Annotated in this window: 18 protein-coding genes; 9 read left to right on the top strand and 9 right to left on the bottom strand. The window is 71.0% G+C overall.

Translation table 11 applies throughout. The annotated features are described in order from the left end of the window. Nucleotides 1–35: 35 nt before the first annotated feature. The 3 genes from ACIBX3_RS47090 to ACIBX3_RS47080 all read right to left on the bottom strand — a co-directional run bounded on the left by ACIBX3_RS47090 (nucleotide 36) and on the right by ACIBX3_RS47080 (nucleotide 4,334). Entirely contained in the window at nucleotides 36–1,475 is a 1,440-nt protein-coding gene (locus ACIBX3_RS47090; RefSeq protein ID WP_397127215.1) for an amidase, read from the bottom strand. A gap of 104 nt (nucleotides 1,476–1,579) precedes the next feature. Continuing rightward, on the bottom strand, nucleotides 1,580–3,982 hold the full coding sequence (hrpB, locus tag ACIBX3_RS47085; RefSeq protein WP_397127214.1) for an ATP-dependent helicase HrpB: 2,403 nt from the start codon (nucleotides 3,980–3,982) through the stop codon (nucleotides 1,580–1,582). A gap of 16 nt (nucleotides 3,983–3,998) precedes the next feature. After that, nucleotides 3,999–4,334: an ArsR/SmtB family transcription factor gene (locus ACIBX3_RS47080; protein ID WP_397127213.1), complete on the bottom strand. Its 336-nt coding sequence runs from the start codon at nucleotides 4,332–4,334 to the stop codon at nucleotides 3,999–4,001. Nucleotides 4,335–4,420: 86 nt separating this feature from the next. Between ACIBX3_RS47080 and ACIBX3_RS47075 the strand changes: the two genes are divergently transcribed. Next, nucleotides 4,421–5,569 (top strand): MFS transporter, encoded by a 1,149-nt coding sequence (locus tag ACIBX3_RS47075; protein WP_397127212.1) that lies wholly within the window; start codon nucleotides 4,421–4,423, stop codon nucleotides 5,567–5,569. Here ACIBX3_RS47075 and ACIBX3_RS47070 read toward each other — a convergent pair. After that, entirely contained in the window at nucleotides 5,521–5,688 is a 168-nt protein-coding gene (locus tag ACIBX3_RS47070; RefSeq protein ID WP_397127211.1) for a hypothetical protein, read from the bottom strand. The genes ACIBX3_RS47075 and ACIBX3_RS47070 overlap by 49 nt on opposite strands. A 145-nt stretch (nucleotides 5,689–5,833) precedes the next feature. Here ACIBX3_RS47070 and ACIBX3_RS47065 point away from each other — a divergent pair, with 145 nt between their 5' ends. Beyond that, nucleotides 5,834–5,992: a hypothetical protein gene (locus ACIBX3_RS47065; RefSeq protein WP_397127210.1), complete on the top strand. Its 159-nt coding sequence runs from the start codon at nucleotides 5,834–5,836 to the stop codon at nucleotides 5,990–5,992. A 146-nt stretch (nucleotides 5,993–6,138) separates the two neighbouring features. Here ACIBX3_RS47065 and ACIBX3_RS47060 read toward each other — a convergent pair whose 3' ends face one another. Both ACIBX3_RS47060 and ACIBX3_RS47055 read right to left on the bottom strand, forming a co-directional pair. Further along, nucleotides 6,139–6,450, bottom strand: a complete 312-nt coding sequence (locus tag ACIBX3_RS47060; protein ID WP_397127209.1) for a hypothetical protein — start codon at nucleotides 6,448–6,450, stop codon at nucleotides 6,139–6,141. A gap of 137 nt (nucleotides 6,451–6,587) precedes the next feature. Further along, complete coding sequence (locus ACIBX3_RS47055) at nucleotides 6,588–6,758, bottom strand: hypothetical protein (protein WP_397127208.1); 171 nt, start codon at nucleotides 6,756–6,758, stop codon at nucleotides 6,588–6,590. Nucleotides 6,759–6,964: 206 nt separating this feature from the next. Between ACIBX3_RS47055 and ACIBX3_RS47050 the strand changes: the two genes are divergently transcribed. Then, a complete protein-coding gene (locus ACIBX3_RS47050; protein WP_397127207.1) occupies nucleotides 6,965–7,678 on the top strand; it encodes a hypothetical protein in 714 nt (237 codons plus the stop codon). On the opposite strand, the gene ACIBX3_RS47045 is transcribed toward ACIBX3_RS47050, so the two are convergent. Then, nucleotides 7,609–8,439 carry an undecaprenyl-diphosphate phosphatase gene (locus ACIBX3_RS47045; RefSeq protein WP_397127206.1) on the bottom strand — a complete coding sequence of 277 codons (831 nt, stop codon included), beginning with the start codon at nucleotides 8,437–8,439 and terminating at the stop codon, nucleotides 7,609–7,611. The two genes, ACIBX3_RS47050 and ACIBX3_RS47045, sit on opposite strands and share 70 nt — an antisense overlap. 40 nt (nucleotides 8,440–8,479) lie before the next feature. Beyond that, a complete protein-coding gene (locus ACIBX3_RS47040) occupies nucleotides 8,480–9,361 on the bottom strand; it encodes a MurR/RpiR family transcriptional regulator (RefSeq protein WP_397127205.1) in 882 nt (293 codons plus the stop codon). A 115-nt stretch (nucleotides 9,362–9,476) separates the two neighbouring features. Between ACIBX3_RS47040 and ACIBX3_RS47035 the strand changes: the two genes are divergently transcribed. Then, nucleotides 9,477–10,610: a C45 family autoproteolytic acyltransferase/hydolase gene (locus tag ACIBX3_RS47035; RefSeq protein ID WP_397127204.1), complete on the top strand. Its 1,134-nt coding sequence runs from the start codon at nucleotides 9,477–9,479 to the stop codon at nucleotides 10,608–10,610. A gap of 43 nt (nucleotides 10,611–10,653) precedes the next feature. Here the strand turns inward: ACIBX3_RS47035 and ACIBX3_RS47030 are convergent, their stop codons facing one another. Beyond that, the gene (locus ACIBX3_RS47030) at nucleotides 10,654–11,946 is read right to left on the bottom strand and encodes an RNA-guided endonuclease InsQ/TnpB family protein (protein ID WP_397127203.1); all 1,293 of its coding nucleotides are present in this window, start codon (nucleotides 11,944–11,946) and stop codon (nucleotides 10,654–10,656) included. Nucleotides 11,947–11,960: 14 nt separating this feature from the next. Between ACIBX3_RS47030 and ACIBX3_RS47025 the strand changes: the two genes are divergently transcribed. Genes ACIBX3_RS47025 through ACIBX3_RS47005 form a run of 5 tightly spaced genes read left to right on the top strand, consistent with a single transcriptional unit; the run spans nucleotide 11,961 to nucleotide 17,024 of the window. Beyond that, complete coding sequence (locus ACIBX3_RS47025) at nucleotides 11,961–13,568, top strand: ABC transporter substrate-binding protein (protein ID WP_397127202.1); 1,608 nt, start codon at nucleotides 11,961–11,963, stop codon at nucleotides 13,566–13,568. A gap of 3 nt (nucleotides 13,569–13,571) precedes the next feature. Continuing rightward, nucleotides 13,572–14,486, top strand: a complete 915-nt coding sequence (locus ACIBX3_RS47020) for an ABC transporter permease (RefSeq protein ID WP_397127201.1) — start codon at nucleotides 13,572–13,574, stop codon at nucleotides 14,484–14,486. Continuing rightward, complete coding sequence (locus ACIBX3_RS47015; RefSeq protein ID WP_397127200.1) at nucleotides 14,483–15,322, top strand: ABC transporter permease; 840 nt, start codon at nucleotides 14,483–14,485, stop codon at nucleotides 15,320–15,322. The genes ACIBX3_RS47020 and ACIBX3_RS47015 overlap by 4 nt, the downstream gene beginning before the upstream one ends. Further along, the gene (locus ACIBX3_RS47010; protein WP_397127199.1) at nucleotides 15,322–16,257 is read left to right on the top strand and encodes an ABC transporter ATP-binding protein; all 936 of its coding nucleotides are present in this window, start codon (nucleotides 15,322–15,324) and stop codon (nucleotides 16,255–16,257) included. The genes ACIBX3_RS47015 and ACIBX3_RS47010 overlap by 1 nt, the downstream gene beginning before the upstream one ends. Beyond that, nucleotides 16,257–17,024, top strand: coding sequence for an ABC transporter ATP-binding protein (locus tag ACIBX3_RS47005; RefSeq protein ID WP_397127197.1), 768 nt, complete (start codon nucleotides 16,257–16,259; stop codon nucleotides 17,022–17,024). The genes ACIBX3_RS47010 and ACIBX3_RS47005 overlap by 1 nt, the downstream gene beginning before the upstream one ends. Nucleotides 17,025–17,096 lie beyond the last annotated feature (72 nt).

Here is a 17,096-nt window from a genome sequence, read left to right as displayed (position 1 = left end):
AGTCCAAGAGATAGATCGACTGACAGCCAGAAGCCTCAGTTATAGCCGGGTGGCCGCACGTAAGGGTGGGCCGCCTGGAGCTGCGCGGCCAGACCGAGGAGAAGCGGCTCGCCGCCGGGCGGCGCGACGAGCTGGACGCCGATCGGCAGGCCGCTGGAGTGCGTGGCCATGGACACGGTGATCGCCGGCCAGCCGCACATGTTCCAGGGGCCCGTGGCGGGGGCGAACCTGACGTTGGCCAGCGTGTTGCGGAGGAACCCGCGATCGCCCCACCGCTCGGCCCTGGGCGGAATGGTGCCCAGCGCGGGAGTGATCAGCACGTCCGCCTCGCCGAACCACTGATCGGCCCGGTAGCCGCTCCACCGCTCGCGGCCGCGTACACCGTCCAGCTTCAGCTTGCCCAGCATCCGGCCCGCGCGAGCCAGCGACCGGGTGCGCCGCTCCAGGCTCCGCCGGTCCAGGTCGTCCGCCGTGGCGGCGGCCTGGACGAGCCAGGTGGCGATCGTGGCGGGGCCGAGCCAGAACGGCAGCCTGCCGCCGTGCTCCACCACCGTGTGCCCGGCCACGCGCAACGTCTCGGCCGACGCCCGCACCGCGGCCTGGAACTCCTTGTCCACGGGCAGGCCGACCGGCAGCGGCTGGGGCGCGTACGCCACCCGCAGGTCGAACGGCTCCGGGCTGTCGTGCGGCGGCTGCGGCTCCCACACCTCGTCGTCGTCGGCCCACACCGAGCGCAGCATGGACGGCCGCGGCTCGACCCGCCGTCCGCCCCGCCACGCCTCCGCCAGCGCCGGGTCCGCGGCCAGCACGGACAACGCCAGCGACAGGTCGGCCGCGGTCGTGGCCAGCGGGCCGCTCTCGGTCAGCCGGTCCCAGTCCTCGGACGGCGCGGGCACCAGGCCGTGGCCCGGCTTGATGGCCAGCACGCCGCAGGCCGCCGCCGGGATGCGCAACGAGCCCATGCCGTCGGTGCCGAGCGCGATCGGCACCATGCCGGCCGCCACGGCGGCGGCGCTGCCCGACGACGAGCCGCCCGGCGTGCGCTCCGGGTTCCACGGGTTGCGCACGATGCCGTACGCGCTGTCGCCGAACGCGGCCAGCCCCAGCTCGGGCATGTTGGTCAAGCCGACGATCACCGCGCCCGCCGCCCGCAGCCGCGCGACCGTCTCGTGGTCCTCGACCGCGGGCGCGTCGGAGGTCCCGGCCGACCCGCCGCGGGTGGACTCCCCGGCGACCTCCAGGTTGTCCTTGACGGCCACCGGCACGCCGGCGAGCGGCAGCTCCGCCAGGTCCCGGCGTTTGTGCACGGCCCGGGCCTCATCAACGGCCTGCCCCCTGACCAGCCGGAACGCCCCCACCTGGGGATCCCGTTGGGAGATGGTGTGAAGGTGCTCCTCGACGACCGTCGTGGCCGAGACATCGCCGTGCCGGACGGCCGTCGCGATCTCGATGGCGGTTCTGCCTGCCCACAACATGACTAGAGTGTGCAGCTTTTCGCACCGCGTGGCGAGAACAGCGTGGTAACGCCTCTAGCCCTTCAGCCACACGCGCATCTCCCAGGCGGCCGGCGCGGTGATGGTCATCTGCGCGTCCGGTTCGTGGGGATGGCCGTCAGCGGATCTTCCGGCCACGGGTGTTTCGGGTAGCGGCCGCGGAGTTCCGCGCGTACGGAACGGTAGGCGTCGCGCCAGAACGACGCCAGGTCCGCGGTGACCGCGACCGGGCGGCCCGCGGGGGAGAGCAGGTGCACCAGGACGGGCACGCCGGCGATCCTGGGCGTCTCCTGCCAGCCGAACAACTCCTGCAGCTTCACCGCCAGCACCGGCTGCTCGCCCGTGTAGTCGACGCGGACACGGGAGCCGCTCGGCACCTCGATGCGCTCCGGGGCCGTCTCGTCCAGGCGTTCGCTCCACGGGATCAGGCGTTTCAGCGCCTGGGCGACGTCGATGCGCTCCAGGTCGGCGCGGCGGCGGGCCCTCGACAGCTCGGGCTCCAGCCACCGGTCGGCCAGGTCGATGAGATCGTCCATGGACGGCCACGGGTCGCCGATCGCGCGATGGCAGAAGGCCAGGCGCTCCTTGAGGTCTTTGGCCTGTTTTGTCCAGGTCAGGACGTCTTCCGTGCGGAGGCCGTACAAGATGGCCGCGCGGACGTCGGCGTCCTTGAGCGGGGTGGACGACAGCTCGATGGCGCCCAGGCGCTCGACCGTGCGGGCGGACACGTCTCCGCGACGCTCGCCCGGCGGGACCCGCCATTCGACCTCGTCCTCGAGGGTCGTGGGGTGGGCCAGCCTGGCGATGTCCTCGTCGATCACGACCGCCTGCCGGACGCGGGCCGACGCCGATCCGGTGGGGCGGTCGGCGACCGCGATGGCCAGCCACTGCGCGCTCTGCAGCCTTGAGCCCTCGGGGAGCTGGGCCTGGGTGCCGGAGGCCATGAGGTACCCGCCGCCCCTGCGCCGCGCCACCCGCTCGGGAAACGCCAGCGCCACGGCCATCCCGGCCAGCACGTCATCCGGCACGTCCGGTGCGGGCATGGTGGTGTCCTGATATGCCTGGCTTGCCGTTCGCCGCAGGCGCTGGGCCTCCTGGCGCCAGCGGGCGGCGAAGCCGGTGCCGCCGCGGCGGGCCGTACGCCAGATTTCCGCCAGGTCGTCGCCCGCGTCGCGGGGCAACTGCTCGGACAGGAGCGCCACCACCTCGGCGGCGCGCGGGCCGAGGTCGAGCAGGGCCCTGGCCAGGCGCGGGTGCACGCCGGCGAGCGCCATCCGCCGGCCACGCCCCGTCACCCTCGCGTCCTCCCCGAGCGCGCCGAGCTCACCCAGCGTGCGGGTGGCGGCGGACATCGCGGCCGCCGGAGGCGGATCCAGGAGCGCCAAGCCGGAGGCGTCGGGATCGCCCCAGCAGGCCGCCTGCAACGCGAACCCGGTCAGGTCCGCGAGCGCGATCTCCGGGCGCGGGTGGTCGGCGAGCCGCTCGTGCTCGGCCGCCGCCCAGCACCGGTACACCGTGCCGGGGGCCTCACGGCCGGCCCGCCCCGCGCGCTGGCCGGCCGCCGCCTTCGAAGCCCGGACCGTGGTGAGGGATCCGAGGCCGCGGGCATGGTCGGTACGCGGCTCGCGGGCCAGCCCGGAGTCCACGACCACCCGGACACCGGGAACGGTCAGGCTCGACTCGGCGACGGACGTGGCCAGCACCACGCGGCGGGTCACGCCGGGGGACAGGATGGCGTCCTGGACGTGCGCCGGAGCCTGACCGTGCACCTGGAGGACGTCCGTGGAGACGCCGGCCAGCATCGCCGCCACCTTGGCGATCTCGCCCACGCCCGGCAGGAAGCACAGCACGTCACCCTCACGCTCGGCCAGGGCGCGGCGTACCACCGAGGCCACGTGGGACAGGAACGCGGGATCGACGCGCAGGCCGTGCGGCGGCGCCACCGGGCGCGGGGGCGGGGCCCAGACGGTCTCGACCGGGTGCGTGGTGCCGGTCGCCGCCACGACCGGGCCGCCGAGGAGGCGGGACCACGGGGCGGCGTCGGCGGTGGCGGAGGTGGCGATGAGACGCAGGTCGGGGCGGAGCGTCTCGCGCACGTCGAGCAGGAACGCCAGCGCCGTGTCCGCGTCCAGGTGCCGCTCGTGGCACTCGTCCAGCATGACCGCGTCCACCCCGGCCAGTTCCTGGTCCCGCTGGAGCCGCTGGAGCAGCACCCCGGTCGTGACCACCTCGACCATCGGATTCGCTCCGGTGTGACGCTCGCCGCGGATCGTGTAGCTCACGCCCATCCGCCTGGCCGCCGCCCGTACGGCCAGCCGCCGCGGCTCGGCCACCAGCACCCGCATCCCGGCCGCGGCCAGCGCCAGCGGCACGACGGTCGTTTTGCCGGTGCCCGGCGGGGCGGTCAGCACAGCGGCGCCGTGCCGGTCGAGCACGGCGAGCAGTTCGGACAGGACATGCCGGATGGGCAGCGCGTCGGGACGGGACATGGGCGTGTTGTCCGGTTCAGTGCCGGTCGCCGGTCAAGGCGGGATGCAGTGTCGCGCGCAGGATCGAGTCGAGCAGGCCCGGGAAGCGGGCGTCCAGGTCGGCGCGGCGCAGGCTCATGTACTTGAGCCGGCCCACCTGCTTGGTCAGGACCACGCCCGCCTCGCGCAGCGTCCGGTAGTGGTGCGAGGCGGTCGATTTGTGCACCCCGAGGTCGTCACCGGCGACGGTGCAGGTCATCTCGCCGGCCACGGACAGCCGGGCGACGATCTCCAGCCGGACGGGGTCGGCCAGCGCCCGCAGGACCTCGGTGAGCTCGATGTCCTCGGTGGCGGGATGCGGTAGCAGGCGCATGGGTGAAACCCTACCTCCGTCTTATTGTTTGACAACGATCCAACTATAAGACAATTTGATGGGCATCCAACCTTTCTGGAGGCTTCATGAGGTCGCGGCTCTACCCCTTGGCTGTCGGAAATTTCGCGATCGGTACGGGCATGTTCGTGACCGCCGGGCTGCTGCCGCCCATCTCGGCGGATCTGGCGATCTCATTGCCGGCGGCCGGGCAGCTGATGACGGTGTTCGCGCTGGCGTACGCGGTGCTGTCGCCTCTCCTGGCCGCCCTGACCGCGCGCCTGTCGCGCAAGCGGTTGTTGCTGCTGGCCATGGGGATCTTCGTGCTGGGCAACGTGCTGACCGCGCTCGCCCCGACGTACCCGCTGGTTCTGGCCACCCGGGTGATCGCCGCGGCGGGGGCGGCGATGTTCACGCCGACCGCGTCGGGCGTGGCGACCGCGCTCACCGCGCCCGAGCGTCGCGGCCGCGCGCTGGCGCTGGTGATGGGCGGGCTGAGCGTGTCCTCCGCGATCGGCGTGCCGCTCGGCACCTGGCTGGGGACGGCCATGAGCTGGCGGGCCACGCTCTGGCTGGTGGTGGGGCTCGGGGTGGTCGGGCTCGCCTGGGTGGCGGCCGTGGTGCCCGACGCCCGGATCCCGGTGTCGGGCCGGCTGAAGGAGCGTTTCACGCCGCTGGGCGACCGGCGGGTGCTGGCGGTGCTGGCGACGCAGTTGCTGATGTTCGCGGCGGGGTTCACCGCGTACACCTACATAGGGTCGCTGTTCGATCTGCCGTTGCCCGCCGTGTTGTGGGCGTGGGGACTCGGCGGCATCGTGGGCAATCAGCTCGGCGGGCGCCTCACCGACGCGTACGGCCCCCGCAGGATGATCCTGGCAAGCCTGGCCGCGTCCACCCTCTTCATGGCCCTCATCCCCGTCGCGAACCTGGCGTTGCCCGTCGCGCTCGGCTGGGCGTTCCTGTGGGGCGCGCTCGGCTGGCTGATGGCGCCCGCCCAGCAGTTCAGGACCGTCGCCGCGGTGCCGGACAACGTGTCGATCGGGCTGGGCCTGCTGTCGTCCGCGCAGTACCTCGGGCTGTTCGTGGCGGGGCTGGCCGGCGGCGCGGCACTCGACTGGTACGGCCGGGCGGGCGTGATCGTGCTGGCCACCGGGCTCGGGCTGGCGGCGCTGCTGTTCACGGTGGCGACCTACCGCGAGGCGGCGATCTCCTCCAGGGAGAGCGTGCCCGTCAGGTAACGCTCGAGATTCGGCGCGATGGCGGCGGCGAGCACGTCGGCGGGCATCGAGGCCGGCGGCTCGACGGCCTGGTCCTGCCGGGCGTCGCGGCGGGTGCCGTCCAGAGTGACCTTCGCCACATTTCGCAAGGCGCATCCCTCGCGCTGTGGGCCATCGCGTTCTCACCGACTACTAGGTGACCCCACGTCGAGGCCATCGATGCCACCCGAACGCAAAAAATGGTATATTTAAGACTTTAAGCGGACAAACTACCCTGGAGGTTCCGTGAGCAGACTGGTGACTCTGGCCGCGTCGGTCGATGGTCGGCCGACGCTCGCCCAGGTGGATGAGATGCTGGCCGAACTGCGGCAGATGCCCCGGGATCAGGCCGTCGCCACTCTGATCGACGATCTGCTGGAATACCGGTCGATGTTGCCCATCTGATCCCGAGTCGTCATCCTGGCGGCCGGGGCCGGCCGCCTCACCCCCAGAGGCGCCCGCCCGATGCACTGGCCAGGGACGTGTGCGATATCGACCGCATCTGTCTCACCTGACCAGCGCATCGTCTTATCTCCTACGGGCTCGCGGCGTTACTGGGCGCCCCCGAACGGCTGACCGCCCTGCTGCTGTGTGCCCTGCTGGCCCGTCCCCCCCATGGGCGTGCCGAACTGCTGCCCCTGCGGCGTGCCTCCGACGCCGACGAGTTCGAGCAGTCGCGTCTCGACGTACCGCGTGGAGTGGTGCGACTTGTCGGCGATCCGCTCGATCAGATCGTTGACGTTGCGGGCGAAGTCGAGGTCCACTCGGCTGACCTCCGCGAACTGGTCCAGAATCCGGTATCGGATCTGCTGCCAGTTCTGCCGCAACTGCTGCTCGACCTGCTGGGCTTGCTGCTGCTCCATGAGCCGTCCTTTCTAGTTGGAACCGTCGTGAACCTACCCTCCGTATCCAGTCGGTCACTCATTGTATTGATAAGGACCTCTTAGATCATTTCGGTCCGGCCGCTCGCCGGGCGCAATCGGTCCTGTGTCCCAGCTGCCTAGTGGTCCAGCAGGCGCTGGATGTCCTCCAGGAGTTTCGCGTCGGCGGCCAGGTGGGCCTCGGCGTTCTCGAACAGGGCGTCGGCCGGCGGCGACAGCCCCGCCTTGGCCTCCCGTCCGGCGGCGATCGCCGTCCGCCGGGCCTCCAGCGCCCGGGACGAGGTCGTCACCAGGTCGCGGGCCTCGCCGGACTCCAGCAGCGCGTGCCAGCGAAGCCCCAGAGCGAAGTCGGACCTGGTGGAGTGCGGGGGCGCGGACAGTGCCCTGCGGGCCGGCCGTGACCGTCCCGCCGCGTGATCTTCTCCACCCAGCAGTGGACACGCGGTCGTCCCGCAGGCGGACGACGGCGCGGACGGCCGCCGCTTACCGTCAGCTCATGTTGAAAGACCAGGTGACCTTCCGCCGTGTCACAGCGGGCGTCCTGCTGATCGTGGCCCCGCTGCTCCAGGCCGTCGCCGTCGCCGTCGACCCGGGCACCTGGGGGGACGACCGCGAGGCCGTGAGCTTCGGCGACAATCCCGCGCTCGCCCAGACCCAGTCCGTCCTCTACCACTGGAGCTGGATGCTCATGGCCGTCGCCGTGCTCGGCCTGGTGCATCTGACCAGGCGCCGGGCCACGGCACTAGGCCACGTGGCGGGCGGGCTGACGATCATCGGCTATCTCTCCCTGTCGGCCCTCCTCATGGGGGATCCCGTGGAGTGGTGGCTGGGACAGCGCTACTCCGCCGAGCAGGCGACGAAGATCTTCGACGAGATGATGGGCCTGCCCGGCGTGGTCTTCGGCTTCCAGCTCCCGTGGATGTTCTTCGGGCTCTTCGGGTTGCCGGTGCTCATGGTCGTGGTGTGGCGGGCCGGGTTCGTGCACTGGTGGGTGCCGCTCGTCGTGGCCGCCGGCTATCTCGGGTCCTTCGCGGTCCCGTACGGCCCCGCGACCGTGCCGTTCTGGGCCGCCCCCGTCGTCGCCCTCGGCTGGACGGGGCTGAAGATCCTCAGGATGGGCGACGAGGCGTGGGCGGCGTACTACCCCAGCGGCGGGATCCAGCCGGCCGTGACCGCGAGTATGACGAAGAACCCGAGCGCGATCCGGTAGATCACGAAGCCGGTGAAGCGGTGGGTGCTGATGTACCGGAGGAACCAGGCCACCGCCAGGTAACCGACGATGAACGAGATGATCGTGGCGAGGATGGTCGGCCCCCACGCCGGCGCAGCCTCTTCGCCGATCTCGCTCAGCTCGAACAGTCCTGAGGCCAGGACGGCCGGGATGGCCAGCAGGAACGAGTATTTGGCGGCGTCCTCCCGGCGGTAGTCGAGCAGCAGGCCCGCGGTCGTGGTGCCGCCCGAGCGGGACACGCCGGGGATCAGGGCGAGCGCCTGGGCGAAGCCGTACACGATGGCGTGGGTGAAGCTGAGGTGCTTCTCCAGGGTGAGCTTGTTGCGGGCGGTGCGGTCGGCGAACCACAGGATCAGGGCGAAGACGATCAGCGTGGTGCCCACCACGCGCAGGTCACGGAAGACGGTCTCGATCTGGTCCTTCAGCACCAGGCCCAGCACGCCGATCGGGAGCGTGCCGACGATGACGTACCAGCCCATGCGGGCCGCCCAGTGGCTGCGCAGCTCCTTGTTCCACAAGGATCTGGTCCAGGTGGAGATGATCTCCCAGATCTCCTTGCGGAAGTAGATGATCACGGCCGTCTCCGTGCCGATCTGGATCACCGCCGTGAACGCCGCCCCAGGGTCCTGCCATCCGGCGAAAGCGGAGACCACGCGGATGTGGGCGCTGGAGGAGATCGGCAGGAACTCCGTGAGCCCCTGGACCAACCCCAGCACCACCGCTTCCAGCCAGCCGATCACGAGCACACCTTTCGAGAACGCGGGAGTGACCAGGGTGAGGCTAGCGGAATCTGGGACCGAGCAGTTGTTCGCGGAGCGCGCTCAGCTGGTGTGAGTGCTCGACCGAGCGGGACTCGTCGAGCGAGTCGAGGGCCAGCAGCAGCGCGTCGGCCACGATGATGCCGGTCAGCGGCTCGGCCGTGATGCCGGTGGGCGTGTGCGGGGCCGCCAGGACCGCGTTGACGCGCTCGGCGAACTCGCCGCCGAGCTCGTCGGAGATCAGCACGATGCCCGCGCCCACCGCGTGGGCCCGGTCGATCAGCACGGTGATCTCCTTGAGCCTGCGGCCGGGCTGGAAGATGACCAGCACCTCGCCGTGGCCCAGCCAGAGCAGGTCGTCGGCCAGCGAGAAGCCCGTCGCCGCGGTGGCGCGCACGCGATGCCCGCGGCGGCCCAGTTTCAGAGCCAGGTGGCGGGCGGCCGGCTCCGAGGCGCCGGTGCCGAACACCAGCGCCGCGGGCGCGTTGACCAGCAGCTCCACCGCCTTCTTGAACGCCTCCGCGTCGATCAGCCGCCGGCAGTGGTCGACCCGCTCGCGGGCCTCGTCGAAGACCCGCTCCCAGATGCCCGTCAGGTCCTGGCCGACATGGCTGATGCGCTGCCGCAGGCGCACGTCCGGGGCCACCGCCGAGGTGAACTCGGCCGCCAGCGCCCGCTTCAGCCCCGGCAGGCCGCCGAAGCCCAGCCGCTGCATCGTGCGCACCACGGTGGCGTTGCTGGTGCCCGTCGCGTTGCCCAGCTCCTGGGCACTGGCGAAGAGGATCTGCTCGGGCGAGGCGGAGATCAAATAGTGACACACGGCCCGCTCAGCGGGCGACAACTCCTCCCACAGCTGCCGGACCATGGCCCTGAGCTGCTCGATCGGACTGTGTGAATTTTCCATTACGCTTCTTGACTCCTCTGTAGCGCTCATTACTCTTGCTTGGAAACGACCGCTACAAGACTCGCCGCCTCCCGAAACGAACGTTACAGGGCCCCGGCCGGTCCAAGGAGCACCATTGAGCCTCACATCCCTGCCTCTCGTCGAGATCTCCGGTTCCCCGCGCGAGCGCGGGCGTCAATACGGTGAGCAGGCCCGCGACCGCGTCCAGCGCGCGCTGGCCTACTACGCCGAGGCGTTCGCGCACTCCAGCGGCCTGACCTGGGAGCAGGTCGCCGGGCGCGCGGCCGGCTGGGTGGAGCCCAGCAAGGCGTTCGCACCGGAGCTGGTGGAGGAGATGGAGGGCATCGCGGAGGGCGCGGGCGTCGGGTTCCTGGACGTCCTCGCGCTCAACGCCCGGGGCGAGATCATCTACGACACCACGTTCAGCACCATGGAGCCGGAGGGGTGCACGTCCTTCGCGCTGATGGGGGAGGCCTCCGGCGACGGCCACGTGTACGCGGGCCAGAACTGGGACTGGCGCGACGGCGTGTCGGACACGCTGATGGTGCTCAGGGTCGTCCAGCCCGGCAAGCCGACGGTGATCATGCATGTGGAGGCGGGGCAGGTCGGGCGGCAGGGGGCCAACTCGGCAGGCATCGCGCTCAACGCCAACGGGCTCGGCGGCCGCTTCGACGACGCCGTCGGCGTGCCGCAGACGCTGATCAGGCGCCGGGTGCTCGACAGCGACAACCTCAACGCCGCGCTGGAGGCGCTGACCAAGTCCCGGGCCCACATCGCCAGCAACGCGCTGATCACCCACCGCGAAGGGTTCGCGATCGACCTGGAGACCACGCCGGGCGCGGTCGGGTGGATGTATCCGACCGGGGGCCTGCTCGTCCACGGCAACCATTACCAGGCGTTCGTGCCGCCGCAACTCGCCGCGACCTACCGCCCCGGCTCCGCTGACTCGCTGTTCCGCGTGCCGAGGGCCGAGGGCGGGCTGCGGGCCGTACGCGAGGCGTCCGGGACCGACGAGGCCCGCAAGCGGATCAAGCTCGCCATGTCCGACCACCTGGGCTACCCCGAGTCCCTCTGCACCCATCCCGATCTCACCCAGCCCGCCGTCAAGCGGTGGGCGACCCTGCTGTCGAGCTGCGTCGACCTCACCTCGGGCGACTACTTGATCGCGGCCGGCACGCCCTGCGACCACGAGTACGAGCGCGTGCCATGGAACCTCTACGACGGGCCCCATGGAGAAGTGACCCCTTGACATCCTCCCCCTCGGCAAATGAGGGGGATTCCCACCCATCCACTCAAGCTGAGAGGAGGACAGGTTGAGGTTCGCGGTGCACCGGCCCGGCAACCCATGGCCCTTCCCGCGCAGACACGGCATGCCCTGCCGCCTGTTCGATGTTGCCGGCCGCGTTCACATCGGCGTTGCAGGCATATCCGCAGGACCGACAGCGGAAGACGGCTTGGCTCTCGCGCGCCTCCCGATCCACGATCCCGCACGCCGAGCACCGCTGACTCGTGTACGCAGCATGGACCTTCACGACCCGGCCAGGAGCTTTGTGCTCCAGTCGCTCGACGAGCCGGCCCCAACCAGACGCCAGGATTCCCCGGTTGAGACCGGCCTTCTGCCGGACGTTCCGGCCGGGTTCGGCACGGGTGCCCCTCGCCGACCGCGTCATGTTCCGGATCTTCAAATCTTCCACGGCGATCACATCGAAGCGGCGGGCCAGATCGGTGGAGGTCTTTTCCACCCAGTCCTTGCGCCGGTCCGTCTCACGTCCCCGCAGGCGGGCGATGGCCCGCTTGACCCTGGCACGACGGATCGATCCACGCTTGGCCCTGGCCGGCTTGCGCAGCAGCCGCGCCAGACGCCGCCTCTCCGTCTCGCGCAGGGTGGGAGCGTTCAACATCTCGCCTGTGGACAGCGCCGCGCTGACCGCCACGCCCCGGTCCACCCCGACCACCGCGCCTGTGCCCGGCGCCGGGATCGGGTCAGGGATGGCGGCGAAGGCCACATGCCAGCGACCGGCCGGGTCGCGGGTGATCCGGAACGACTTGACGCCTTCGGGGACAGCGCGGGACCAGCGGAACCGCACCCATCCCACCTTGGGGATCCTCACCTCGCCCACGTTGCGGGAGACGCGGCGCACATCCCAATGCAGGCCTCGTTTGCCGACGATGCGAAATCCGTCCCCTTGCCCTCGCTTGCGCCATGTCGGCTTGCGGTGGGTGCCGGCGAAGAAGTTGGCCATCGCCTGGGCGAAGTCCTTCAGCGCCTGCTGCTGGACGGTGATCGACCCTGCCCGCAGCCAGGCGAACTGCGCCCGCGCTTCGGTCAGCTGGCGGCATTGCTCGGCGAACCCGGGCGCGCTTTTTCGGCCCGGCCGCCAATACTCATGCTGCTCCACCGCCAGATTCCAGATGAACCGGGCGTGCCCGCAGTGCTCGGCCAGCGCCGCTTCCTGAGCGAGTGTGGGCTGCAGCCGGTAACGGGACATGACCAGAAGATTACCCACCGCCACTGACACTATTGGGAGTTTCAAGTGACCCACCGTTTCGCGTTTCCTCCCCGCTCCGATGGACGGGGCGTCCACGCTGTAGGTGACCGGTGAAGAAGACACTCGCCCTCGCAGGGCTGATCGGGCTCACCGCGGCCTGCGGCGGGCCGGCCGCCACCACCAAGGCCCCCGACCCGGCCAAGCTCACGCTGGTCGACCGCACCGCCAAGGCCGCCGGCCCGCTCGACAGCGCTGTCTGGATGCTCGACGAGGAGCCCGGCACTCTCGACCTGGACGCCGACGGCGGCACCAACAACCGCACGATCCTGGCCAACGTCTGCGAGCGCCTCATGCAGACCCAGCCCGACATGACGGTCAAGCCGTGGCTGGCGGAGAAGGCCGAGCAGCCCGACCCCAAGACCATGGTGCTCACGCTGCGCCAGGACGCCACGTTCCACGACGGCTCCCCGGTGACGGCCGACGACGTGGTGTGGAGCCTGAAGCGGCACGCGGGCGAGGGCATGGACGAGTCCGACGAGTTCGAGGACGTCGAATCCGTCACCAAGACCGGCGACCAGCAGGTCACGATCGCGTTCAAGAAGCCCAACGCGCTGTTCGTCCAGGCCCTCGCCGGCGGCGCGGGCATCGTGCTCGACAAGGAGACCGTGGAGAAGTTCGGCAAGGAGTACGGCACGCCGGGGCACGAGGACGCCTGCAGCGGGCCCTACCGGCTCAAGGAGTGGACGTCCGGCAGCCGGATCACCATCGAGCGCTACGACGCGTACTGGAACAAGGACGTCAAGCCGCTCACCAAGAGCGTCACGTTCCGGTGGGCGGAGGAGACGGCACTGGTCAACAGCCTGGTGACGGGGGAGGCGCAGGGGGCGTACCTCTCAGAGACCGGGCCGGCCGCCGCGCTGCAGTCCAACCCGGCGGTCACCGTCGCCTACGGCCCGACCACGCGGGTGTTCGTGCTGCTGCCGACCGATCGGGGGCTGATGAAGGACCCGAAGATCCGCCGGGCGCTGTCGCTGGCCGTGGACCGGGCCGGGATCGCGAAGTCCGGGTTCGCCGGGCTGGCCAGGCCGTGGAAGGTGCCGGTCGGGGCCGGGGCGTGGTCGTACGAGAAGCAGGCCTTCCAGGCGGCCTACGACGAGCTCCAGGGCGCGCCCGAGTCGCCGCGGCTGGAGGAGGCCAAGAAGCTCGTGCAGGAGGCCGGGTCACCGAAGGAGCCGATCATCGTGGCGACCAACGGCGAGCAGGCCCGCACGGTCATCGCCAACGCGGTGGTCGACGCGGCCAAGAAGATCGGGCTGACGGCACAGATCAAGACCGTCCCGGCGTCGGAGTTCGGCAGCTTTTATACCGACAAATCGGTGCGCGCCCAGGTCGATCTCGTGCCCGATGACTGGTACATCACCAAGTCCGACCCGATCGGCTTCTACGACAACGGCCTGACCGGCTCGTCCAACAACTGGGTCGGCTACAGCTCGCCCGACTACGACAAGCTCGTGGCCAAGGCACTGGAGACGACCGACGACGCCGCCCGCGCCAAGGACGTCATCGAGCTGCAGAAGATGTTCACCGCCGACATGGTGTGGATCTCGCTGGTCGAGGTGCCCAACGCGGTCGTGCTCGGCGGCAAGGTGACCGGCCCGCCCGCCTCTCAGGTGCACATGGGCTACCCGTGGGCGGTCGACCTCGGGGCCAAGGGCTGAGCCGTGATCCGCAAGCTGGCCGGGCTGCTCGCCACGTTGCTCGCCACCTCGTTCGTGATCTTCGGGGCGTCGTACGCGGCCCCCGGTGACCCGGTCACGTTCCTGGCGGGCGGCAAGGAGAACCTCACGCCCGAATACCTCGCCGCGATCCGCGCCCAATACCACCTCGACGACCCCTTCCTGGTGCAGTACGGCCGGTGGCTGGGCGACGCGGTGACCGGGAACCTCGGCCGGTCGTTGCAGTACAACGATCAGGTCGCCGACCTGATGATGGCCCGGCTGCCGAACACGCTCGTCCTGGTGGCGTACGCGTCGGTGTTGTTCGTGGTGTTCGGTGTCGCCCTCGGGGTGCTGGCGGCGGTGCGCGGCGGGCGCACGGACGCGGCGGTGGTGGCGGGCACGACGTTCGCCACCTCCGTGCCGCCGTTCGTGGTCGCCACCGCGCTGATCTCGCTGTTCGGCGTGCAGCTCGGATGGTTTCCCGTCATGGGCGGCGGGTCGCTGTGGCACCTGACGCTGCCCGCCGTGACGCTGGCGCTGGGCGCGCTGGCCATCATCAGCCGTGTCACCCGGCAGTCCATGGTCGAGCAGCGCGAGCTCGACCACGTGACCGTGGCCCGCGCGTCCGGGCTGTCCGAGCGCTCGATCGTGGTCAGACACGTGTTCAGGGGCGCGCTCGGGCCGATCGTGACCATGTGCGGGCTGGTCACGGCGGGCATGCTGGCCGGGACGGTGACCGTGGAGACCGCTTTCGGGCTCAACGGCATCGGCTCGCTGCTGGTCAACGCCATCAACACGCACGACTTCCCGGTGACGCAGGCGGTGCTGCTGCTCATGGTCGCCGCGTACGTCGCCGTGACCACGCTGGTCGACCTGCTGCAACCGTTGATCGACCCCAGAGTGAGGAGGCGGGCATGACGGCCGTCGCGACGCTGTCCCCGAGGGCGGCCAGCCCGTTCGGCTACCGGCTGGCCGCCGCGTTCCTCGGGCTGGTCGTGGCCGGGGCGGCGCTGGCGCCGCTGGTGACGCCGTACGAGCCGGACGCGGTCGACTTCGCCGCCACGCTGGCGCCGATGTCCCCGGAGCACCTGCTCGGCGCCGACCAGTCCGGTCGCGACCTGCTCACCAGGGTCCTGTACGGCGCCCGCACGTCGCTGATCGGCCCGCTGGCGCTGCTGGCCATCGCCTCGGTGCTCGGGGTGGCCCTGGGCACGCTGGCCGCCTGGCACCGGGGCTGGGTGGACGCCGTCGTCTCCCGGGTGACTGACGTCATGTACGCCTTCCCCGGGCTGCTGTTCGTGGTGCTGATCGTGGCCGTGTTCGGCAACGGCATGACGACGGCGGTCATCGCGCTGGGCCTGGCCTACGCGCCGACGATCGCCAAATACACCAGGAGCGTCGCGCTCGGCGAGTGCGCCAAGCCGTACATCGACGCCTACCGCGTCCAGGGCATGGGCGGCCTGACGATCTGCGTACGGCACCTGGTGCCGAACATGGCGCGATCGATCGTCGGCTACCTGGTCGTGCTGTTCGGCGAGGGGCTGATGAGCCTGGCCACGCTGAGCTTCCTCGGCTTCGGCGCGCAACCGCCGTCGTCCGACTGGGGGCTCATGGTCAAGGAGGGGCAGCCTGCGATCGTGCAGGGCGCGTTCCTGCCCGTGCTGGTGCCGGGCGCGGCCATCGCGCTGGTGGTCGTGTCGTTCAACGTGATCGGCGTGCGCCTCGCCGACCGCATGGGCGTGAGGGGGTCGTGATGCTGCTGTCCGTCGAAGGGCTGACGATCGAGGCGGGCGGCCGGCGGCCGATCCTGCACGAGGTGTCGCTCACCGTCGGCAAGGGCGAGATCGTGGGCCTGGTCGGCGAGTCCGGCTCGGGCAAGTCCACGATCGCCCGCTCGGTGCTGCGCCTGCTGCCGGAGGAATCCCGGATGTCCGGGCGCGTGCTGGTCTCCGGCGAGGACGTGCTCACCATGGGCCCGGCCGCGCTCAGGGACCTGCGGGCGTCGCAGGTGTCGATGATCTACCAGGATCCGCGCTCGTCGCTCAACCCGGTCCGCAGGATCGGCGACTTCCTGACCGAGCGCATGGTGCTCACGCTGGGCCGGCCCAAGGCGGAGGCCCGCGCGCGGGCGCTGGAGCTGCTGGCGGCGGTCGGCATGCACGATCCCGAGTTGCGGATGCGGCAGTACCCGCACGAGTTGTCCGGCGGCATGCTGCAGCGCGTGGTCATCGCCGCCGCGCTGGCCGCCGACCCCGCGCTGCTGCTGGCCGACGAGGCGACGAGCGCGCTCGACGTGACCACGCAGGCCGAGACGCTCGCCCTGCTGCGCCGTATCCAGGCCGAGCGGGAGCTCGGCATGTTGTTCATCACCCACGACCTGCACCTGGCCGCCGCGTTCTGCGATCGGGTGCACGTGCTGTACGCCGGGACGGTGGTGGAGTCGCGGCCGGCCAAGGAGTTGTTCGACGATCCGCGGCATCCGTACACGGCGGGGTTGCTGGCCTGCACTCCAGAGCTGACCGACCCCCGGCCGATCCGGCCCATTCCGGGGCGGCCGCCGTCGCTGGACGACGCGTTCGACGGATGCCCGTTCGCGCCGCGGTGTCCACAGGCTGTGGACGCGTGCGCTGAATGGCGGCCGGAGCCCATTGCCGTGTCGGGCGGGTTCGCCGCCTGCTTGGAGGTCTGATGCTGGCCGTAGACGATCTGTGCAAGTCCTTCCACGGGACCGTGGCGGCCGACCGGGTCTCCTTCGAGCTGCCCTCCGGCGGCTCGCTCGGCCTGGTGGGCGAGTCGGGGTCGGGCAAGACGACCATCGCCCGCATGCTCGTCGGCCTCGTCACCCCGGACTCGGGCACGATCACCGTGGACGGGCGGGTGCGGGGCCCTCGCGAGCGGGGCAAGGAGGCGCGGCTGCGCCGCGCCAGGGAGATCCAGATGGTCTTCCAGGACCCGTACGTATCGCTCGACCCCCGGCTCACCGCGGCCGAATGCCTGCACACCGCGCTCCGGCTGCACGGCGGGGACCGTTCACGCGCCGCCGAGCTGCTGGACCAGGTCGGGCTCGGCACACGTGAGGCCGGGGCGCGGCCGCACCAGCTCAGCGGCGGCCAGCGCCAGCGCCTGGCCATCGCGCGGGCGCTGGCGGTGGAGCCGTCGGTGCTCGTGCTGGACGAGGCGGTGGCCGCGCTCGACGTGTCGATCCAGGCGCAGATCCTGGAACTGCTCGCCCAGGTGCGCCGGGACTCGGGGGTCGCCCTGCTGTTCGTCAGCCACGATCTGGCCGTGGTGCGGCATCTGTGCGAGCAGACGCTGGTGCTGCATCGGGGCGTGGTGGTCGAGCGGGGGCCGGTGGAGCGGGTGCTGGCCGAGCCTGAGCATTCCTACACCCGGCTGCTGCTGGATTCGGTGCCGCGGCCCGGGTGGGATCCGGCGAAAGTGGTCCGGGCCGGCTGACATATGTCACGTCGGCCCGGCTGACGTACGGCACTACAGCTGGGACCATGCCCTCGGCCAGACGTGGCCGAG

The sequence above is a fragment of the Nonomuraea sp. NPDC049480 genome (genome assembly GCF_044465905.1).
Classification (GTDB): Bacteria; Actinomycetota; Actinomycetes; order Streptosporangiales; family Streptosporangiaceae; genus Nonomuraea.
This window is presented reverse-complemented; position numbering and strand designations above follow the sequence as displayed.